The sequence below is a fragment of the Amnibacterium sp. genome (assembly GCF_036559085.1).
GTDB lineage: Bacteria > Actinomycetota > Actinomycetes > Actinomycetales > Microbacteriaceae > Amnibacterium.
In genome coordinates this window covers 54,382-74,250 of record NZ_DATBTU010000053.1, presented here as the reverse complement: position 1 = coordinate 74,250, position 19,869 = coordinate 54,382, and the positions used below count along the sequence as shown (strand labels likewise).

Annotated in this window: 21 protein-coding genes; 6 read left to right on the top strand and 15 right to left on the bottom strand. The window is 74.6% G+C overall.

Features of this window, described 5'->3' with window-relative positions; all coding sequences use genetic code 11:
* Positions 1-13 precede the first annotated feature (13 nt).
* The 6 genes from VIG76_RS09345 to VIG76_RS09320 form a co-directional block, all read right to left on the bottom strand.
* Positions 14-1,798, bottom strand: a complete 1,785-nt coding sequence (locus VIG76_RS09345) for an N-acetylglutaminylglutamine amidotransferase (protein WP_331953444.1) — start codon at positions 1,796-1,798, stop codon at positions 14-16.
* A gap of 6 nt (positions 1,799-1,804) precedes the next feature.
* Positions 1,805-4,339, bottom strand: coding sequence for a carboxylate--amine ligase/circularly permuted type 2 ATP-grasp protein (locus VIG76_RS09340; RefSeq protein WP_331953442.1), 2,535 nt, complete (start codon positions 4,337-4,339; stop codon positions 1,805-1,807).
* A 62-nt stretch (positions 4,340-4,401) separates the two neighbouring features.
* Entirely contained in the window at positions 4,402-4,779 is a 378-nt protein-coding gene (locus VIG76_RS09335) for a fluoride efflux transporter FluC (protein WP_331953440.1), read from the bottom strand.
* Entirely contained in the window at positions 4,776-5,177 is a 402-nt protein-coding gene (locus VIG76_RS09330) for a CrcB family protein (protein ID WP_331953438.1), read from the bottom strand. The genes VIG76_RS09335 and VIG76_RS09330 overlap by 4 nt, the downstream gene beginning before the upstream one ends.
* Positions 5,178-5,198: 21 nt before the next feature.
* Positions 5,199-5,780, bottom strand: a complete 582-nt coding sequence (locus VIG76_RS09325) for a VIT1/CCC1 transporter family protein (protein WP_331953436.1) — start codon at positions 5,778-5,780, stop codon at positions 5,199-5,201.
* A gap of 65 nt (positions 5,781-5,845) precedes the next feature.
* Positions 5,846-6,145 carry a metal-sensitive transcriptional regulator gene (locus tag VIG76_RS09320; RefSeq protein WP_331953434.1) on the bottom strand — a complete coding sequence of 100 codons (300 nt, stop codon included), beginning with the start codon at positions 6,143-6,145 and terminating at the stop codon, positions 5,846-5,848.
* A gap of 50 nt (positions 6,146-6,195) precedes the next feature.
* Between VIG76_RS09320 and VIG76_RS09315 the strand changes: the two genes are divergently transcribed.
* Complete coding sequence (locus tag VIG76_RS09315; RefSeq protein ID WP_331953432.1) at positions 6,196-7,401, top strand: permease; 1,206 nt, start codon at positions 6,196-6,198, stop codon at positions 7,399-7,401.
* Here the strand turns inward: VIG76_RS09315 and VIG76_RS09310 are convergent.
* Positions 7,398-7,724 (bottom strand): hypothetical protein, encoded by a 327-nt coding sequence (locus tag VIG76_RS09310; protein WP_331953430.1) that lies wholly within the window; start codon positions 7,722-7,724, stop codon positions 7,398-7,400. The two genes, VIG76_RS09315 and VIG76_RS09310, sit on opposite strands and share 4 nt — an antisense overlap.
* 74 nt (positions 7,725-7,798) lie before the next feature.
* Between VIG76_RS09310 and VIG76_RS09305 the strand changes: the two genes are divergently transcribed.
* The 3 genes from VIG76_RS09305 to VIG76_RS09295 are packed head-to-tail and all read left to right on the top strand — an operon-like array spanning position 7,799 to position 9,699.
* On the top strand, positions 7,799-8,419 hold the full coding sequence (locus VIG76_RS09305; RefSeq protein WP_331953428.1) for a histidine phosphatase family protein: 621 nt from the start codon (positions 7,799-7,801) through the stop codon (positions 8,417-8,419).
* 19 nt (positions 8,420-8,438) lie between these two features.
* The gene (locus VIG76_RS09300) at positions 8,439-8,963 is read left to right on the top strand and encodes a putative immunity protein (protein WP_331953426.1); all 525 of its coding nucleotides are present in this window, start codon (positions 8,439-8,441) and stop codon (positions 8,961-8,963) included.
* Positions 8,956-9,699 carry a class I SAM-dependent methyltransferase gene (locus VIG76_RS09295; RefSeq protein WP_331953424.1) on the top strand — a complete coding sequence of 248 codons (744 nt, stop codon included), beginning with the start codon at positions 8,956-8,958 and terminating at the stop codon, positions 9,697-9,699. The genes VIG76_RS09300 and VIG76_RS09295 overlap by 8 nt, the downstream gene beginning before the upstream one ends.
* Before the next feature lie 6 nt (positions 9,700-9,705).
* Here the strand turns inward: VIG76_RS09295 and VIG76_RS09290 are convergent, their stop codons facing one another.
* Positions 9,706-10,467, bottom strand: coding sequence for a MerR family transcriptional regulator (locus tag VIG76_RS09290; RefSeq protein WP_331953422.1), 762 nt, complete (start codon positions 10,465-10,467; stop codon positions 9,706-9,708).
* 67 nt (positions 10,468-10,534) lie between these two features.
* On the bottom strand, positions 10,535-11,545 hold the full coding sequence (locus VIG76_RS09285) for an NADPH:quinone reductase (RefSeq protein ID WP_331953420.1): 1,011 nt from the start codon (positions 11,543-11,545) through the stop codon (positions 10,535-10,537).
* Positions 11,546-11,636: 91 nt separating this feature from the next.
* Between VIG76_RS09285 and VIG76_RS09280 the strand changes: the two genes are divergently transcribed.
* Together VIG76_RS09280 and VIG76_RS09275 are read left to right on the top strand one after the other, a co-directional pair.
* On the top strand, positions 11,637-12,548 hold the full coding sequence (locus VIG76_RS09280) for a diacylglycerol/lipid kinase family protein (protein WP_331953418.1): 912 nt from the start codon (positions 11,637-11,639) through the stop codon (positions 12,546-12,548).
* A gap of 20 nt (positions 12,549-12,568) precedes the next feature.
* The gene (locus tag VIG76_RS09275; RefSeq protein WP_331953416.1) at positions 12,569-13,126 is read left to right on the top strand and encodes a GNAT family N-acetyltransferase; all 558 of its coding nucleotides are present in this window, start codon (positions 12,569-12,571) and stop codon (positions 13,124-13,126) included.
* On the opposite strand, the gene VIG76_RS09270 is transcribed toward VIG76_RS09275, so the two are convergent.
* From VIG76_RS09270 to VIG76_RS09245, 6 genes are all read right to left on the bottom strand, one after another.
* A complete protein-coding gene (locus tag VIG76_RS09270; protein WP_331953414.1) occupies positions 13,098-14,549 on the bottom strand; it encodes an aromatic amino acid ammonia-lyase in 1,452 nt (483 codons plus the stop codon). The genes VIG76_RS09275 and VIG76_RS09270 overlap by 29 nt on opposite strands.
* A complete protein-coding gene (locus tag VIG76_RS09265) occupies positions 14,549-15,850 on the bottom strand; it encodes an NtaA/DmoA family FMN-dependent monooxygenase (protein WP_331953412.1) in 1,302 nt (433 codons plus the stop codon). The genes VIG76_RS09270 and VIG76_RS09265 overlap by 1 nt, the downstream gene beginning before the upstream one ends.
* On the bottom strand, positions 15,847-16,866 hold the full coding sequence (locus VIG76_RS09260) for a PLP-dependent cysteine synthase family protein (RefSeq protein ID WP_331953410.1): 1,020 nt from the start codon (positions 16,864-16,866) through the stop codon (positions 15,847-15,849). Before VIG76_RS09260 ends, VIG76_RS09265 begins: the two co-directional genes overlap by 4 nt.
* Before the next feature lie 56 nt (positions 16,867-16,922).
* A complete protein-coding gene (locus VIG76_RS09255) occupies positions 16,923-17,648 on the bottom strand; it encodes a hypothetical protein (RefSeq protein WP_331953408.1) in 726 nt (241 codons plus the stop codon).
* A gap of 118 nt (positions 17,649-17,766) precedes the next feature.
* Positions 17,767-18,768, bottom strand: a complete 1,002-nt coding sequence (locus VIG76_RS09250) for a proline racemase family protein (protein WP_331953406.1) — start codon at positions 18,766-18,768, stop codon at positions 17,767-17,769.
* Entirely contained in the window at positions 18,768-19,688 is a 921-nt protein-coding gene (locus tag VIG76_RS09245; protein ID WP_331953404.1) for a dihydrodipicolinate synthase family protein, read from the bottom strand. The genes VIG76_RS09250 and VIG76_RS09245 overlap by 1 nt, the downstream gene beginning before the upstream one ends.
* Positions 19,689-19,869 lie beyond the last annotated feature (181 nt).

Below are 19,869 nucleotides of genomic sequence, written 5' to 3'. Positions count from 1 at the left end.
CATCCTCGCGGCCTCATCCGACCGAGTGCCGCTGCAGCCACAGCTCCAGCAGCCCGAGCTGCCAGAGCGCGTTGCTGCCGAGCGGGGTGCGCTCGGCGTTCGGGTCCGCGAGCATCCGCTCGATCCGGTCGGGCCGGAACAGGCCGCGCCGCACCGCTGCCGGGTCGGTGAGCGCGTCGCGCACCCGCGCGAGCAGCGGCCCGTCGAGCTGCCGGATCGCCGGGACGGGGAAGTGACCCTTCCGCCGGTCCAGCACCGCGTCGGGCACGAGACCCCGCGACGCCCGCTTCAGCACGCCCTTGCCGCCGTCGGCGAGCTTCAGCTCCGGCGGCACGGCCGCGGCGAGCTCGACGAAGTCGTGGTCGAGGAACGGCACGCGGGCCTCGAGGCCCCACGCCATGGTCATCTGGTCGACGCGCTTCACCGGGTCCTCGACGAGCATCACGGTCGTGTCGATGCGGAGCGCTGCGTCGACCGCGGTCTCGGCGCCGTCCGCGGCGAACCGGTCGTCGAGGAAGCGGCCTGGCGGATCGTCCGCGTGCAGCCACGCAGGGTTCAGCAGCGCCGCCATCCCGGCCGGGGTGCGGTCGGCGAAGACCGCCGCGTAAGCGTCCTGCGCGTCGTCGCGGTCCACGGCGGCCAGCGGCGGGTACCACTCGTAGCCGCCGAGCACCTCGTCGGCGCCCTGCCCCGACTGCACGACCTTCACCGACCGCGCCACCTGCTCGGCGAGGAGGAAGAAGGCGACGCAGTCGTGGCTCACCATCGGCTCGCCCATGGCGCCGATCGCCGCGTCGACCGCGGCCGGCAGGCGGTCAGCGGCGACGGGGATCCGGTGGTGGTCGGTGCCGAAGGCGCCCGCGACGAGGTCGGAGTAGGCGAACTCGTCGCCGGACTCGCCGCCCGCGTCCTCGAAGCCGATGCTGAACGTGGCGAGGCCGCGCTGGCCCGCCTCGGCGAGCAGCGCGACGACGAGCGAGGAGTCGAAGCCGCCGGAGAGCAGCACGCCGACCGGCACGTCGGCGACCATGCGGCGGCGCACCGCACCGCGGAGCGCCTCGAGCAGAGCCTCCTGCCAGTCGGCGTCGGACCAGTCGGCGCGGCCGGGATCCCGGGTGAAGGACGGCGCCCAGTAGACGTGCTCCCGGCTCCTGCCGTCCGCCTCGATCACGCGGACGGTCGCGGGCGGCAGCTTCCGGATGCCCGTGAGCACGGTCCGCGGGGCCGGCACGACCGCGTGGAAGCTGAGGTAGTGCGCGAGCCCGACCCGGTCGAGGCTCGTGTCGACGCCGCCGCCGGCGATCAGCGCCTGCGGGGTCGAGGCGAAGCGGAGCAGGTCCTGACGCTCGTCGAGGTAGAGCGGCTTGATGCCGAGGCGGTCGCGGGCGAGCACGACGCGGCCGCTGTCGTGCTCGACGATCGCGAGCGCGAACATGCCCCGGAAGTGCTGCACGAAGTCCTCGCCCCACTCCCGCCAGGCCTTCAGCACCACCTCGGTGTCGGATGTCGAGACGAAGCGGTGACCGGCGGCGCGCAGCTCGTCGCGCAGGGCCTCGTAGTTGTAGATGCAGCCGTTGAAGACGACGGTCGCGTGGCTCTCCTCGTCGACCATGGGCTGCGCGCCGCCGGGGGAGAGGTCGATGATGGCGAGCCGCCGGTGGCCGAGCGCCGTGCTGCCGTGCTGCCAGAGGCCCTCGCCGTCGGGCCCACGATGGACGAGGCAGGCGGTCATCCGCTGCACCGCGTCGACGTCGGGATGGCGGCCGTCGAACCGCACCTCGCCGGCGATGCCGCACATGAACGGCTACCGGTCCAGGTGGGGTTCGTGCAGGAGCCAGGTGTCCTTCGCGCCGCCGCCGCGCGAGGAGTTGACGACGAGGCTGCCGTCCGGCGCGACGCGGGTGAACGCGACCGGGGTGAGCACGACGTCGCGGCGCCGCCGCCCGGTCGCGTAGACGAAGGCGCGGAGGTCGACGTGCCGTGGCTGCAGCAGCCCGTGCCCGATCGACGGCACGCTCGACAGCGGCACGACCTCCTGGGCCACCCACCTCGCCGGTTCGGCCGCGATCTCCGCCCGGCGGGCCGCGACCTCGACCGCGCTCGCATCGGGACCGATCAGCACACCCCGACCGCCGGATCCGTCCACCGGCTTCGTGACGAGCTCGCCGACCCGCTCGAGCACCGCCTGCCGCTCCAGGTCGTCCCCGGTGCGGTAGGTCGGCACGCCCTCGAGGATCGGCCGCTCGTCCAGGTAGTAGCCGATCAGCTCGGGCACCGACCGGTACATCCCCTTGTCATCCGCGACGCCGTTACCGGGCGGGTTCACGAGCCCGACGCCGCCGCGGAAGGCGACCTCGAGGATCTCGGCGCCGATCGGGCGGCCCGTGCCGTCGACGAGGTCGGCGAGCTCGGGGTCGAGCCGCAGGTAGAGGGCGCCGATCGGGGCGCGGTCGCGGCGCTGGACCACCACGCCGCCCACCACGTCGAGGTCGTCCGCCTGCACGAGCAGCAGGCCGGCGCCCTCGGCGAGCCGCCGGTGCTCGAACCAGGCCGCGCTGTCGGGGCCGCTCGACAGCAGCGCGCCCCGCGTGCCCGGCCGCGCCTGGGCGAGCACGGTGCGGCGCAGCTGCTCGAAGACGACGGCGGGATCCATCAGCCGTGCGGGCCGTGGGAGGTCGGGCAGCACCTCGTCGAGCAGCTGGCGCACCGCGACGGCGTACGCGATGCCCGACGGGTTGCGCAGGTTGTCCTCGAGCACCCGCCAGCCGCCGTACTCGTTGCGCACGACGTCGAAGCCCGCGATCGGCACGCGGAGGACGCCGGACGGCAGGCGCGCCGCCTCTGGCCGCCAGCCGGGGGCGTGCCGGACCTGCTCCTCCGTCAGCACCCCGTCCTGCACGATCCGGGACTCCCCGTACACGTCGTCGAGGAAGGCCTCGAGCGCCCTGGCGCGCTGCACGAGTCCCGCCTCGAGCTCCGCCCACTCGTGCCGGTGCAGCAGTCGCGGCACGAGGTCGACCGCGAAGGGCTGCTTCGTGCCGCCGACGCCGAACTCGAGCCCGTGCTCCGCGGCCCACGCGTCGCGGCGCGCCTCGCGCTCGGCGACGCCGTCCGGGCCGAGCCGGGTGAAGAAGTCGACGATCCCCTCGTAGGCGGCGCGCGGCACCGCGTTCGGCCCGACGCCCTCGTCGCCCGCCCGGGAGCGGTAGCGGTGCACGGCGGGGATGGTCGGCAGGCCGCCGTCCGCCGGGCCCTCGGTCTCGGCGACCACGAGCCGCATGACGTCCGACAGGTCGCCGCGGGCGGAGAAGGCCGCCCGCTGACGGTCGGCGGAGTTGCCCCGCGCGAGCACCGACTCGGCGAGCTCGACGACCTCGTCGTAGTCGCCCGCCTCGTCGAGCGCGTCGCGCACCCGCTCGATGAGCGCCCTCACCGCGGTCGCGGCCGGGACCGGCGCCGGATGGTCGGTGTCGTCGAGCAGCCGGCCGGCGAGACCGCCGCGAGCCGCCTGCCAGAGCGCGGCCCGGTGCAGCGGGAGCGCGCGCAGCCGGCGCGTCGCTCCGGAGGAGACCTCCACCTCGGCCGTGCGGACCATGGCGCGGAACAGGCCGGCGAGCAGCACCGCGTCGTCGACGAGCGGGCACGCGTCGGTGACGCGCAGCTCGAGGGTGGGGGCGTGGGCGGAGGGCCGCACGTCGAAGTACGCCATCTTCGCGTCGGCGATCACGCCCGATCGGATGAGGTCCGCCAGCAGCCGGTCGTACTCGGCGATGTTCTCGATCGGGCCGGTGGCGCCGGCGCTCGGCCAGCGCTGCCAGATGATCGTCCGGATCGAGGCGTAGCCGGTGTCCTGCCCGTTCCAGTAGGGCGAGCTCGCGGACAGCGCGCAGAGCACGGGGAGGTGGCGGGCGATCCGCTGGGCGACGTCGATCGCGAGCTCCCGGTCCGCGACGCCCACGTGGATCTGGGTCCCGCAGATCAGCTGCTCGTCGACGAGGACCCGGTACTGCTCCTGCATCCGCCCGTAGCGGCCGGTCGCGGTGAGCTCGAAGTCGCGGAACTCGCTGCGCGCGGCGGTCCCGACCGCGGCGATGCCGAGCCCCTCACGCGCGGCGACCTCGATCACGCCGGCGCGCAGCCGCGTGATCTCGCGGCGGAGGCCGTCGAGGGTCGTGACGACGTCGGTGTTCGTCTCGACCGTCGTCCGCTGGATCTCTGCGGAGTAGTTGGCGGCCGGAAGCCTCGCGAGCAGCTGCGGGGCTCGGGCGGCCAGCTGCCAGCGCTCCGTATCGATGAGGTGGAGCTCCTCCTCGGCACCGAGCGTCGCGGGGGCCGCCATGGGCACACCATAGCGAGGGCCGCGGAGCGCCTGCGAGGTTCATGGCCGCCCGTCAGGTCCGTTCACCCGATCGCGGCGATGCCCAGCCCGACGGCGGCGAGCAGCACCGTGACCACCGGCACGACGAGGCCGTTGAGGACCGCGAGGGCGCCGCGGCGGCCCGCGAGCAGGGCGACCGTCTCCACGCTCGCCGCGCTGAACGTGGTGTAGCCGCCGAGGAACCCGGTGCCGGCGACGAGGTGCACGGCCTCGGGCAGCACCGCTCTGGCGGCGAGGCCCGCGATGACCCCGAGCAGCAGGGAGCCGCTGCAGTTGATCAGCACGGTGCCGAGCGGGAAGGCGGCGCCCGTGCGGGCGCGGATCGCCCGGTCGAGCAGGAAGCGCACCGTCGCGCCGGCGCCGCCCGCGAGCGCGACGAGCACGAACACCGGGACGGTCACCGTGCGCCGCCGATCCGTGAGCCCGCCGCGGCCGCGGCGAGTCCGGCGAGGACCGTGCCGGCGCAGTAGAGCACCGCCTCGAGCGACTGCCCCCGGCCGGCCAGCACCGCGGTGTCGACGGCGAGCGCGCTGAAGGTCGTGAATCCGCCGAGCACGCCGGTGCCGAGCAGCAGCCGGATGGTGCGCCGGCCGCCGGTGTCGGATCCCCGCCGGCCGAGCGTCGCGAGCAGGAGGCCGAGCGCGAAGGCCCCGACCACGTTGATGGCGATGGTCGCGACGGGCACGGCGTGCAGCGAGGGGACGACCAGGCCGATGCCCGCGCGGAGCGACGTGCCGGCCGTGCCGCCGGCGAACACGGCCGCGGCGAGCGGCAGGGTGCGGGAATGGGAGTCGGGCACGAGCCCGATCCTGCCGTAGCGCTACGCGATGCCGGTGGCGCCGAGCAGGTGGCCGATGAGGAAGGTGAGCAGCAGCGCGAGGCCGCCGCCGATGACGGTGCGCAGCGTGGGCCGCAGGGGACGGGCGCCGCCGAGGCGGGCGCCGATCGCGCCGGTGAGGCCGAGGGCGATCAGCACCACGACGACCGTGGCCGGGATCCGGATGGACGCGCCGAGCAGCGTGATCGCGAGCAGCGGCAGCACCCCGCCGCAGAGGAACGCGACCGCCGAGGCGGATGCGGCGCTCCACGGGTTCGCCTCCTCGTGCGGGCGGCGGCCGCGGGCGGCCCGCTGGCTGTCGCGCTGGCTGCTCACGGAGACGTACTCGCCGAGCGCCATCGAGACGGCGCCACCGATCAGGGCGGCGAGGCCCGCCACGAGGATGGGGCCGCCGCGGCTCGTCGCACCCGCGACGCCGACCACGATCGCGGCGACCGAGACGATGCCGTCGTTGGCGCCGAGCACGCCGGCGCGCAGCCAGTTGGCGCGGCGAGTGGCCGCCCCACCGTCGTCCGCCTCGGAGGTCGGGTCGATCGCGGCGGCGTCGTCCGTCAGCTGCGTCATGTCCCCATCGTGCGCGTCGCGCCATCCGCCCGCCAGCAAGGCAAGGCGATCCTTCCCCGTGCCGATCAGGCCCGCACCAGCCGCGCGACGGCGGCGGACGCCTCGGCGAGCCTCGCGGCGGCGTCGTCCCCACCGGCGATGGCGTCGTGCACGCAGTGGGCGAGGTGGTCGTCGAGGAGCGTGAGCGCGACGGAGCGGAGCGCGCTCGTCATCGCGCTGACCTGGGTGAGGATCTCGATGCAGTACTGCTCGTCCTCGACCATGCGCTGCAGTCCGCGGGCCTGGCCCTCGATGCGCTTCAACCGGGCGAGGACCTTGTCCTTCTCCCCGATGTAGCCGGGATGTGCCTGGACGCTGTCGGTCATGGCGGCCTCCGTTCAGGTCCATGGTACCCCCGGGGGGTATGCTCCCGGGCGTGGACGTCGTGACCTTCCTGCTGACCGCGATCGGGGACGCGCTCGCGAAGGCGGCATCGATGGGCTGGCAGATCCTCTGGCCGCTGATCCTCGGCTTCACCCTGTCCGCGGTGATCCAGGCCGTCGTGCGCCGCGAGCGCGTGGCCGGGATGCTGTCCAGCGCGTCGCCGCGCGCACTGGCGGTGGCGACGGGGCTCGGCGCCGCCGCCTCGTCGTGCTCCTACGCGGCGGTCGCGCTCGCCCGGGCCCTGTTCCGCAAGGGCGCCTCGTTCTCGTCCGCGATGACCTTCGAGATCGCCTCGACCAACCTCGTGCTCGAGCTCGGGATCATCCTCGCCATCAGCCTCGGCTGGCGGTTCACGCTCGCGGAGTTCATCGCGGGCCCGCTGATGATCGTCTTCGTCGCGCTCGGCTTCCGCCTCTGGATGCGCCGCCGCATCGTCGATGCTGCCAGGGAGCAGGCCGAGCGCGGCGTACCGGGCAGCATGGAGGGGCACGCCGGCATGGACATGTCGGTGCAGCGCGAGGGCGGATTCCTCGCCCGGCTCCTCTCCCGCGACGGGATCGTCTCGACGAGCCAGTACTTCGTCATGGACTGGGCCGCCGTGCTCCGGGACATCGTGATCGGGCTGCTCATCGCGGGCGCCTTCGACGCCTGGGTGCCGCGCGAGTGGCTCCGCACCGTCTTCCTGACGAACGACCCGGCTGCGGCCTTCGTGCTCGGGCCGCTGATCGGCCCCCTGATCGCGGTGGTGAGCTTCGTCTGCTCGGTGGGCAACGTGCCGCTCGCCGCGGTGCTCTGGAACGGCGGGATCAGCTTCGGCGGCGTGATGTCGTTCCTCTTCGCGGACCTGATCATCCTGCCGATCCTGCTGATCTACCGCCGCTACTACGGCACCCGCGCGATGCTCGTGATCACCGGCACCTTCTACCTCGCGATGGCGCTCGCCGGCTACGTGATCGAGCTGCTGTTCGGCGCGCTGCACCTCGCGCCGACCGAGCGGAACGCGCAGGTGCTCGACGGCGGGATCACCTGGAACTACACGACCTGGCTCAACATCGTGTTCCTCGTGCTCGCCGCGGTGCTCCTGGTCGTGTTCGTGCGCTCCGGGAGCTGGCCGATGCTGCGGATGATGGGCGGATCACCGGACGCGGGCCACGAGCAGGAGCCGCACGAGCACGCCGGGCACGAGCACCACCACTAGGAGCGGCGGAGCCCCACCACGAGCAGGGTGCCGGCGACGGCGATCTGCACGAGCGCCGCGCGGCGCCAGCGGCGGGACAGCAGCGCGACCGGCACCATCGAGGCGAGGTGCAGGCCGTCGACGACCGCGCCGAGGGCGTTCCAGCCGGTCGCGGCGGTGACCCACGCCTGCCCGGCCTGGCGGGCGCCGAGCACCCGGTAGACGACGACGTCCGTCGTGCGCGGAGGGGATCCGAGCTCGGTCGCGGCCACGACGCGGGGCGCGGTGAGGTCGAGCACACCTGCGGTGAGACGGACGAGGTCGGCGGGGTGCCAGGTGGTCATGCAGCCACTGCACCAGACGATCCTGGGCCGCCCCCAGGAGGCGGCCGATAACGTGCGGCGGGCGAGGAGGTCCCATGGCACCGCACCATCCGTACCCGGCGGCCAAGCCGCCCCAGGTCGTGCTGCTCCGGCACGGCGAGACCGAGTGGAGCCTGAACGGCCGGCACACCGGTATCACCGATCTGCCGCTCACCGAGGAGGGGGAGCGGCGGGCGCGGGCGGTCGGCCCGGTGATCGCGGAGCGCGACTTCGGCCTGGTGCTGTCGAGCCCCCGCCGCCGCGCGATGCGGACTGCCGAGCTCGCCGGTTTCGGCGACCGCATCGAGACGACCGAGGACCTCGCGGAGTTCGACTACGGCGCCTACGAGGGGCTGACGACGCCGCAGATCCAGGATCAGCGGCCGGGGTGGGACCTGTGGCGCGACGGCACGCCGCCCGGCGAGACGCCCGGGGAGACCGCCGGTCAGGTGCGCGTGCGGGTCGAGCGGGTGCTCGCCCGCGCCCAGCCGGTGCTCGACGAGGGCCGCGACGTGCTGCTCGTCGCGCACGGCCACCTGCTCCGTGCTGTCGGGGCGGCCTGGATCGGCCTGCCACCCGACGGGGGCGCCCGGCTCGTGCTCTCGACCGCGGCCCTGGCTGAGCTCGGCTTCGAGCACGGGCAGCGCGTGATCGACCTCTGGAACGCGGTGCCCTGAGCTCGGCCACACTGGTGGGATGCCGATCCTGCCGAAGGAGCGCGATCCGCGGCTGATCACCCTCCGCCGCGGCGGCTCGCTCACCGACGAGCACCACCGCCTGCTCGCCGGGTGGGCGCTCGACTGCGCCGAGCACGTGCTCCCGCTCTTCACGGCGGTGGCGCCCGACGACGCGCGGCCCAGGGACGCGCTCGAGGCCGGGAGGGCCTGGATCCGCGGCGAGCTGCGGATGAGCGACGCGCGGCGGGCGGCGTTCGGGGCCAACGCGGCCGCGCGCGGGAAGCCCGACCCGGCCCGTCTCGCGGCGCTCGCGATCGGGCAGGCCGCCGCGGTGCCGCACGTCGCGGCCCACGAGCTGGGCGCTGCGGCGTACGCCATCCGCGCCGCTCGAGCCGCCGCCCTGGCGGCGGGGGAGGACGGCGAGGCGGCGCGGCTCGCGGAGCGGGACCGGCAGCGGGCGCGGCTGCCGGAACCCGTGCGGGACCTCGTGCTCGACGATCAGCGGGAGCGCAGCAGCATCTGCTGGGGTGCGTTCGATGACTGATGCGGAGCGCGCGGCGCGGGCGACCTCCTTCGGCGGCGCCGCGGCCGCGTACTCGACCGGCCGGCCGACGTACCCGGCGGATGCGGTGGCCTGGCTCGTCGAGGGCGCGACCCGCGTCGTCGACGTGGGAGCGGGCACGGGCAAGCTCACCGCGGGGCTCGCCGCCGCCGGCGTCGAGGTCGTCGCAGCGGTGGACCCGGACGCCGCGATGCTCGCGACGCTGCAGCGCGACGTGCCGGGCGTCCCGGTGCTGGTCGGCACGGCCGAGTCGGTGCCGCTGCCGGACGGCGCCGTCGACGCGGCGGTGCTCGGTCAGGCCTGGCACTGGGTCGATCCCGACGCCGCGTCGGCCGAGCTCGGCCGGGTCGTGCGACCCGCCGGCTTGCTCGGGCTGATCTGGAACATCCGCGACGAGTCCGAGCCCTGGGTCGCCGAGCTCGGCGCGCGGATGCACGGCAGCGACGCCGAGCAGATGATCGGCGACGCGGCGGTGCGGGTCGCCGCGCCGTTCGGGCCGCTCGAGGAGCGCCGGTTCCCCTGGACGGCGACACGCACGCCGGACGAGATCCTCGCGATGGCGTCATCGCGCAGCTACGTCATCGCGCTGCCCGAGGACGAGCGCGCCGGCGTGCTCGCCTCCATCCGGGACCTGCTGTCGACGCATCCGGCGACGGCGGGCCGCGACCGGGTCGAGCTGCCGTACATCACCTACGCCTACCGCGCCCGCCGCGGCTGACCCCGCCTACGCGAGCCGCTGCGTCGCGTAGACCGCCATCGCGTCCCGGAAGTACGCGGCGACGCCCGGCGCGACCCGGTCGTAGGTGGCCCGGAATCGCTCGTCGTCCACGTACATCCGGCCGAGGTTCGTGAACGCTGCCGCGTTCGGCGTCCACATCCGGCTGACCGAGGCATACAGCCCGCCGATCTCCTCCTGCACGGCCGGCGCGTCGACCGGCGTGCCCGCCGCCTGCAGCTCCGCCATGCGGACGATCTGGGCGGTCGTCTCCCGCTGCATCCGCTCGACGTCCGCCGGCGACAGCGTGTCGGTGAACCGCTTCGAGGAGGCGTGCTCCTCCGGCCAGCGCTCCCGCGCCTCCTCGTCGTACCTGCTGGTGTCGAACCCCTCGAAGAGGTTCTCCGGTCGTTCGATCGTCATCCGACCGCTCCCTTCCTGCTCGGACAGCTCCCGGATGGTGCGTGCGACGGTGTCCGCGATGCGACCGAGGCGCTCCTGCTCGGCCAGCAGGCGCCCGTGGTGCTCGCGCAGCGCCTCGAGCTCGTCCCGCTGCTCGTCGAGCAGCGCTCCGATCTCGGGCAGCCCGAGCCCCAGCGCCTTCAGCACGAGGATGCGCTGCAAGCGCAGCAGCTCCTCGTCGCCGTAGTGCCGATACCCGTTGGCGCCCACCGAGGACGGGAGCAGCAGCCCGATCGCCTCGTAGTGCCGCAGCGTGCGGGCCGTGACGCCCGCCATGCGGGCGACGTCCCCGATCGCGACCTCGGCCACCGTCGACGCTCCTTCCGTGCCGGACCCTCCGGCGGGACCGACGGTAGGGACTGCCGTAACGGCAGGGTCAAGCGGGCGTCACGTCGATCAGCACCTTGCCCGTGACGCCCTCCTCGACGGCGCGGTGCGCATCCGCGGTCCGCTCGAGCGGGAAGCGGTGCACGGGCAGGCCCGCGTCCTCGCCGATCCGCAGAGCGCCTGCCGTGACGGCGGCGGCGACGCCCGCGACCGCGGCGTCCTTGGCGTCGTCGGGCGCGGTGTACGTGAGGAGGAACCGCCAGGTCAGGTTCTTGCCCATCGACGGGCGCACGTCGATGCCCATCGGCTCCTGACGGTCGGTCGCGTAGACGGCCACGGTGCCGTTCGGCGCGAGCACCGCGGCGTCCAGGTCGGCGTTCACGTGCGGGTTCACCTCGACCACGAGGTCGACGCCGTTGGGCGCCAGCTCCCGGATCCGCGCCGAGACGTCCTCCTGCGTGTAGTCGATCACCTCGTGGGCGCCGGCGGCTCGCGCGAGCGCCGCCTTCGCGTCCGACGAGATCGTCGTGATCACGCGGGCGCCCGACCAGACGGCGAGCTCGATCGCCGCGTGGCCCACCGCGCCTGCGCCGCCGGCGACGAGCACCGTGCGGCCCTCGAGCGTGCCGGGGCCGAGCGGCTCCGCCGGCCCGTCGGCGCGCAGCGCGAGGTGGGCGGTGAGCGCCGGGATGCCGAGCGCGGCGCCGAGGTCGAAGGAGGCGGGGGCGGGCAGCGGCACGACCTGCCGGGCGGGGAGCACCGTGAGCTCCTGCGCCGTGCCGTTCGGCCGCTGGTAGGCGGCGTCCCACACCCAGACGCGGTCGCCCACCGAGAACGGCGCGCCCGTCCCGACCGCGTCGACGACGCCGGCGCCGTCCTGGTTCGGCACCTGCTCGCCGTCCGGAGCCGTGCCCGAGCGGCTCTTCCAGTCGGTCGGGTTGACGCCGGAGACGACGATGCGCACCCGCACCTCGCCGTCGCCCGGCTCCGGCACCGGCCGGTCCGACTCGAGCCCCAGCACCTCGGGGCCGCCCGCGGCCCGGTAGACGATCGCACGCATGGAACGGATTCTCCTTCCTCCTTGCTGGGTCGGCGCCGATCGAACGCCTGGCCTGCGCACGGCGGGTGTCCAGCCCTGCCACACTCGGCACGTGGCGAAGCGGCTCCTGATCGCGGTGAACCCCGCCGCGGGCTCGGGCCGGGCCCCGGCGCTCGCCGAGGCGGCGGAGCGCCGCTTCACGGACGCCGGGCACGCCGTGCAGCGGGTCCAGGAGCGCGACGCGGCGGCGCTCGAGCGCACCCTCCGTGCCCGCGTCACCCGCGATCGGCCCGACGCCGTCGTGGTCGTCGGCGGCGACGGGATGGTCTCCATCGCCGTCAACGCGATCGCCCGTTCGGGCGTGCCGCTCGGCATCGTCCCCGCGGGCACCGGCAACGACGTGGCACGCTGCCTCGGGCTCCCCGTGGACGAGGCGGAGGCCGCGGTGACCCGGCTGCTCGATGCGCTCGCCGCCGAACCGGTCCGCGTCCGCAGCGTCGACGCCGTCCGCACGAGCACCGGCCGCTGGTTCGCCGGCATGCTGTCGGCCGGCTTCGACGCGGCGGTGAACGAGCGCGCCAACCGGATGCGCCGCCCGCGGGGCCGCTCCCGCTACGTCATCGCCGTGCTGCTCGAGCTCGCGCGGCTCACCCCCCACCGCTACCGCGTCACCATCGACCGCGACGCCCGCCAGGTCGACGCCGTGCTCGTCACGGTGGGCAACACCGCGAGCATCGGCGGCGGCATGCGCCTCACGCCCGACGCCCGGCCCGACGACGGCCTGCTCGACGTGCTCGTCGCCACGCCGCTGCCGCGCCGGCACCTCGTCCGGCTGCTGCCGAAGGTGTTCTCGGGCGCGCACGTCAGCGACGAGCACGTCTCGATCGTGCGCGGCAAGGTGATCACGATCGACGTCGCCGACCGCCGCGCACCGGCGCCGGTCGTCTACGCCGACGGCGAGCGGATGGGGGAGCTGCCCGTCACCCTCGAGGTCGTCCCCGGGATCCTGCGCATCCTCGGCTGAGTGCTGCGTAGCGTTGTCGCGTGACTGACGGGCTCGAGGTGCGCTGGGTCGCCGCCGACGATCCGCTGCTGGAGCCGCTCGTCGCCGACCTCGCCCGCGACTACGACGAGCGCTACGAGCCGACGAACGGCGTGCCCTCGAGCGCGGAGCTCACCCGGTACCCCGCGAGCGCCTTCACCGCGGCGGAGGGCGGCGCGTTCGTCGCGCTGGTGGAGGTGGCCGGCGACGGTTCGCTCCGGCTCCTCGCCGGCGGCGCGCTGAAGCGGGGGAGGCCTGGACCCGAGGGGCGGCCGCTCGGCGAGCTGAAGCGGATGTGGACGTCACCCGAGCACCGGCGCCGGGGCCTCGCCGGGCGCGTGCTCGCCGAGCTCGAGCACCGCGCGGCCGACCTCGGCTACACGGGACTCGAGCTGACGACCGGCGCACGCCAGCCGGAGGCCGTCGCGCTCTACCTGCGGCACGGGTGGACGCCCGACTTCGACCTCGACGACGACTGGGAGGCGGTCTCCTACCTGCGGTTCACGAAAGGAGCACCGACGAAACGGGCACCTACGAGACCAGCACCAGCGCGGCGCTGAGCACGAGCTCGTCCGCGGAGAGGTCGGCGCCGATCAGCTCGACGAGGCGCGCGACGACGGGCCCGGTGCCGGCGCCGAGCACCTCGGTGCGTCCGCGGAGCAGGGACGCGGCGTGCAGCACCTCGATCGCGAGGATCTCCAGCAGCAGGTCCGACGCCTTCTGGCCCGCCTCGGCGGCGGACCAGGCGAACGTCGCGTAGTCCTCGACGCCGGACAGCGGCGCGGCGCCGAGCGTCACCGGTGCGGCGGCCGCCCGCAGCGCGGCGAGGTCCGCCGCCGCCGTGTAGGCGAGCAGGCCGGGGATGCCGGCGGTGTCCGCGGCCCGCAGCGGCGCGGACAGGCCGGAGAGCACCGCGATCCGCCGCTCCGCGATGCCGCCGAGGTGGGCGAGCGCGACGCGGGCCCGCTCGAGGTCGAGCGCGAGCCCGACCGGAGCGAAGCTCCCGTTCGGCGTGATCGTGCCCGACTCCGGGTCGACGAGCGGGTTCTCCGGCCGCACCGCGAGCTCGCCGTCGACCGCGTCGAGCAGGTCGGCTGCGGTGTCGGCGAGCGCCCCGTGCACCTGCGGGGCGCACCGGAAGCTCAGCTCGTCCTGCACCGCGCGCTCCCGCGCCGGATCGGCCAGGAAGGAGCCGTCGAGCAGCTCGCGCACCCGCTCGGCCGACGTCGCGCGCCCCTCCTCGCCCGCGTCGGCGTGCACGACGGCGGAGAAGGGACCGAGGTCGCCGGAGGCGCGGTGCGCGCCCGCCGCCTCCAGCGAGCAGGCGACCGCGAGGTCGGCCGCGTCCGTGAGGGCGTCGAGCCGGGCCCCGAGCACGGCGGTGGAGGCGAGCGCGAAGGCGTTCGTGTTGATCAGCGACAGCGCCTCGTGCGCCTCGGGCTCGAGCGGGGTGAGCCCCGCCGCGGCGAGCGCCTCGGCGCCGGGCACCACGGTGCCGTCCTCCCGCAGCACGGCGCCCTCGCCGACGAGCACGGCCGCCACGGCGGCGTTCTGCACGAGGTCGGCCGCGCCGACGGATCCGCGGTCACGGACGAGCGGCACGAGGTCGTGGTTCAGGAGCGCGGCGAGCGCGTCGGCGACCTCGGGACGGGCGCCGGAGCCCCCGGCGGCCAGGTGCGCGAGCCGGGCGGCCATCGCGGCCCGCACGACCGGTGCCGGCACCGGTTCGCCCGTGTCGGCCCGGTGGTTGCGCAGCACCTGGCGCTGGAAGGCGGCCTGGTCCTCGACGGGGTCGCCGACGCCGGCGCCGAGCCGCCGGGTGAGGCCGTAGACCGCCTCGCCGGACTCGAGGGCGGACGTCAGGACGCTGCGGGCGACGGTCATCCGCGTGCGGGCCGCGGGGGAGAGGGCGACGCCCTCCCCGTCCGCGATCGCGAGCAGCTCCTCGGCGGTGATCGGACCGGCGCCGAGCACGACGGTCATCAGAAGTCCGCGAGGTTCGCGCGGAGGCCGCCGTCACCGAGCTCGCGGCGCAGCAGCCCGGCGTCCCGGAGCGCCGGCACGAGCGGATCGAGGGTGCGGTGCACGTGCGCCGGATGCACCTGGCCGGTGAAGAGGAAGCCGTCCGCCCCGCTCGCCTCGCCGAGGGTGCCGAGGGCGTCCGCGATCTCGGCCGGCGTGCCGATGACCGCGAGGCCGTCGGCCTTCGCCCGGGCGGCGAGGATCTCGCGCAGCGTCGAGCCGGCCGGCGCGCTGCGCACGAAGTTGTCGAGCGTGCCCTGGTTGCTGTTCGTGGCGACCTCGGGCAGGGGGGCGTCGAGGTCGAACCGGGCGAAGTCGAGGTTCGTCAGGTAGGAGATCGACTGCAGCTGCTCGTCGATCGCGGCCTGGGTGAGCTCCGAGCGCCGCGCCCGCACCGCGGCGGTGTCCTCCGCGTTCGCGGTCGGGATCGGGTTCACCACGAAGAGCACCGTGAGGGCGTCGGGGTCGCGGCCCTGCTCGGCGGCGACGGCGCGGATGTCGTCCCGGTGCGCCTTCATGCGCTCCGGCGTGGAGGCGAGTGCGAGGATCACGTCGGCGTGCCGGCCGGCGAAGGTGCGGCCGCGGCCGGAGGCGCCGGCCTGCACCATCACCGGCTCCTCCGCCGGAGGCAGCGCGTTCAGCGGGCCGCGGACTCGGAAGAAGCGGCCCTCGTGGTCGATGCGGTGCACCTTCGTGAAGTCGGCGTAGACGCCGCGCTCGGTGTCCTCGAGCACGGCGCCCGGCTCCCAGCTGCGCCAGAGCGCCTTCACGACCTCGACCCACTCGTCGGCGCGGTCGTAGCGGAGGTCGTGCTCGGTCTGCTTCTCGAGCCCGTAGTTCTGGGCGGCGAGGTCGCTGCCGGAGGTGACGACGTTGTAGCCGAGGCGGCCGTGCGCGAAGTGCTGCAGCGTCGCGAGCAGCCGGGCGGCCGTGTAGGGCTCCGTGAAGCTCGCCGACAGCGTCGGCACGATGCCGATCCGCTCGGTGGCGCCGAGCAGGTACGGCACGAGCGGGATGGGGTCGTGCTTCGGCACGAAGCGGGCGGCCGCGAGGTTCACCTCGGCGGTGCCGCGGTAGGTGTCGGGCACGGCGACGCCGTCCTCGATGATGAGCGCGTCGAGGCCGCTGCGCTCGAAGAGGCGCGCGGCGTCCTGGTAGATCGTCGGCTGCTTCCAGTCGTAGCCGATGCCGTAGGTGGGGTCGCCCCAGCCCTGCACGCCGAACCCGGCGCCGAGGAACCAGCCGAAGTGCCGCAGCGTCATGCGCGGGTCGTCCCTTCCGCCGGCGCGAGGGCCGACAGGTAGTTGCCGCCACCGTCCGGCGCCATCGCGACGACCACCGCGTCGGGCCCGAGGTCCTTCGCGACGTCGAGGGCGACCGCGACGGCCAGCCCGGACGACGGGCCGAGCAGCAGGCCCTCCTCGGCGGCGAGGCGGCGGGTGGTCGCGAAGGCGACGTCGTCGGTGACGGAGCGGATCTCGTCGGGCACGGACGCGTCGAAGTTGCGGGGCCAGTGGCTCACCGGCCAGCGGGTGCCCACCCCTTCGATCCCGATCGGCCCCTCCTGCTCGCCTCCGTAGGTGGAGCCGGCCGGGTTCGCGCCGATGACGCGCACCGCGCCGCCCGACACGTCCTTCAGGTACCGCCCGGTGCCGGTGATCGTGCCGCCCGTGCCGATCGACGCCACGAGGTGCGTGATCCGTCCGCCGGTCTGCTGCCAGAGCTCCGGCCCCGTGTGCAGCAGGTGCGCCGCCGGGTTCGCGGCGTTGTCGTACTGGCCGCTCCGCCAGGCGTGCGGCCGCTCCCTGGCGATCCGGTCCGCCACGGCCCTCGGGTTGCCCGGATCGTCCGGGCCGGCGTCCCAGTCCGCCTCGACCAACTCCGCGCCGTACAGGCGCAGCAGCGCGAGCTTCTCGGGTGACATGCCCGGGCCGTGGACGATCACGACGGGGTGCCCGGTGAGCCGGCCGACGAGCGCGAGGCCGATGCCCGTGTTGCCGGACGTCGACTCCACGATGGTCGCGCCGGGCAGCAGCTCGCCCGCCGCCTCGGCCGTGCGGATCATCTGCAGGGCCGGCCGGTCCTTCGCGCTGCCGCCCGGGTTCCGGCCCTCGAGCTTCACCACGACCTGGGCCGCGAGGTCCCGCCCGATCCGCCCGAGCCGCACCATCGGCGTCCCCCCGATCAGGTCGAGCACCGAGTCGGCGACACCGGGGAGCTCGGGGCGGATGGAGCGGGTGGGGGCGGCGAGGGGGTCGCGGAGCTCGGAACGGGTCATCCGTTCCAGGGTAGGAGCCGCAGCCGTGCCGGAGGTGCGGATGACGGCGGGTGACGTCAGGACGCGGTGAGCCGCTCCACCAGCCTGGCCTTCGACAGGTTGGACGTGCCGGTCAGGCCGCGTCGGCGAGCCTCCTCGCGGAGCCGCAGGAGCGTCCACTCCTCGCTCGGCACGTCCGCCGCGGGCTCGTCGGGCAGCGGCGGCGTGAGCGTCTCGGGGTCGGGCAGCGCCTCGGTGAACACGGCCGCGGCCTCCTCGGCCTCGCCCGTGTGGTCCGGCTCGGCGGGCACCGGGTCGGCCTCGGCCGCCACGGCGTCGAGCGTCTCGGCGACCACCTCGGCCACGACGGCGGCCTCCTCGTCGCCGACGATCAGCTCGGCCTCGGCGACGGCCTCCGCGACGGTCTCGGCGACCGCGGCGTCGACGATCGCTTCGGCCGCGGCCTCCTCCGCGGCGAGGGTGAGCGCGCGGCGCTCGTCGTCGAGCTGCTGCTGCACCTGGCGGAGGCGGTGCTCCGCGTCGACGAGCTTCGCCTCGGTGTCGCGGAGCGCGAGCTTCAGCACCTCGACCTGATCGGGCTTCTCCGGCGCCTTCGCGGCGGCGGACCGCTGGTCGGCCTTCGCCTGCTTCGCGGCGGCCTTCGCCGCCTTCCTCGCCTGCTTGTCAGCGGCGAGCGCGGCCTTCGCGTCCTGCTTCTTCGAGGACTTCTTCGCGTCGCTCTTCTTCGAGGACTTCTTGGAGTCGGACTGCTTCGAGCCGGACTGCTTGGACTTCTTCGCCATGGTGCGATCCTTCCGGCCGCGGGTACGGCTGATGAGGCGCCAATCTAGCGGTGCGAGGAGGACGAGGTCACGGACCGGTTCGGGTGATCGTGCGCGCATATCCGCGCATCGCCTGATGTCAGAAGGTGAAGCCGGTCGGGAAGGGGTCGCTGGGGTCGAGCACGTAGTCCGCGCGGCCGGTGACCCACGCGCGGCCGGTGATCGTCGGCACGACCGCGGGGATGCCGGCCACCCGGGTCTCCGCGACGAGGCGGCCGGTGAACCGGCTCCCGATGAAGGACTCGTTCACGAAGTCGGTGTCGAGCGCGAGCTCTCCGCGGCCCCAGAGCTCCGCCATCCGGGCGGAGGTGCCGGTGCCGCAGGGGGAGCGGTCGAACCAGCCCGGGTGGATCGCCATCGCGTGCCGCGAGTACGCCGCGGTCGAGCCCGGGGCGAGGAACTCGACGTGGTGGCAGTGGTCCACGCCCTCGATCTCCGGATGCCGCGGCGCCGCCGTCGCGTTGATCTCGCGCATGATGGCGAGGCCCGCCTCGACGATCGGGCGCTGCGCCGCGCGGTCGAAGGGCAGGCCGACGGCGTCGAGCTCGACCATCGCGTAGAAGTTGCCGCCGAAGGCGAGGCTGTAGGGCACCGCGCCGAAGCCGGGCACCTCGACGACGGCGTCGAGCCGCTCCGGGTAGCTCGGCACGTTCTCGATCGTGACCGCATCCGCGTGCCCGTCCGAGACCGCGACCCGGGCGACCACGAGGCCCGCGGGGGTGTCGAGGCGGATGGTCGTCACCGGCTCGACGACCGGGACCATCCCGGTCTCCACGAGCACCGTCGCGACCCCGATCGTGCCGTGACCGCACATCGGCAGGCAGCCGGACACCTCGATGTAGACGACGCCGAAGTCGCAATCGGGCCGCGTCGGCGGCTGCAGGATCGCGCCGCTCATCGCCGCGTGCCCGCGCGGCTCGTCCATCAGGAGGTGGCGGAGGTGGTCGAGGTGCGCCATGAAATGCAGGCGCTTGAGGTTCATCGTGTCGCCCGGGATGACGCCGATCCCGCCGGTGACGACGCGCGTCGGCATCCCCTCGGTGTGGGAGTCGACCGCGCTGATGAGGCGCGAGATCCGCATCAGGCGCGCGAGCGGCTGTACGCGAGGGCGCGCTCGGTGTCCCGCCGCACGATCGAGCGCTGCGCCTCGCTGAGCGGGCCGCGCGGCGGCCGGGTGGGGCCGCCGGTGCTCTCGCCCGCGACGTCGATCGAGTACTTGATCGCCTGCACGAACTCGGTCTTCGAGTCCCAGGCGAAGACCGGCGCCATCTGCTCGAACAGGGTGCGCCCCTGATCGATCCGCCCCGTGGTCAGCAGGTCGTAGAGCTCCACCGCCTCGCGGGGGAAGGCGTTCGGGTAGCCGGCGAACCAGCCCGTGGCGCCCGCGACGAGCGCCTCGAAGAGCAGGTCGTCGGCACCGGCGATGACGTCGATGTCGCAGAGGTCGCGGATCTCGCGCACGCGGCGGGCGTCGAGGGAGAACTCCTTGATCGCCACCACGTTCGGCAGCTGCGCGAGCTCCGCGACGAGGTCGGGCACGAGGTCGACCTTCGTGTCGATCGGGTTGTTGTACATCATGATCGGCAGGCCGACCTCGTCCACCTTCGCGTAGTGGGTCAGCACCTCCTGCCGGTTCGCCCGGTAGAGCGTCGGCGGCAGCAGCAGGACGCCGTCCGCCCCGTCCTCGGCTGCGAGCTCCGCCCAGTGGCGCGCCTGGTGCCAGCCGACGCCGTGCACGCCGGCGATCACGAGCCCGCGACCGCCGACGGCCTCGACCGCGGTCTGCACGACGCGGCGGCGCTCCTCGTCCGTGAGGGACGAGTACTCGCCGAGCGAGCCGTTCGGGCCGACGCCGCGGCAGCCGTTGTCGATCAGCCAGGAGCAGTGCGCGGCGTAGCGGTCGTAGTCGACCGCGAGGCCGCCGGGGGCGGCGTCATCCGGCGTGAAGGGCAGCGTGGTGGCGACGACCACGCCGCCGAGGTCGAGTGCGGGCGCGGTCATGCGGCCCCCTTCCGTCGCTGCGAGCGTATCGAGGGATCCGGGCGTGCCGATCCGCGTGCCACGCCGCACCGTCGCCACCCACCCAGGCCACGCTAAGAAACCACCCAGGATTCGTCCGAGCATCCAGGAGAGGGTGATCGATCGTCGAGCGTTCGCGGAGGAACGCCTGCACGAGCAGGCA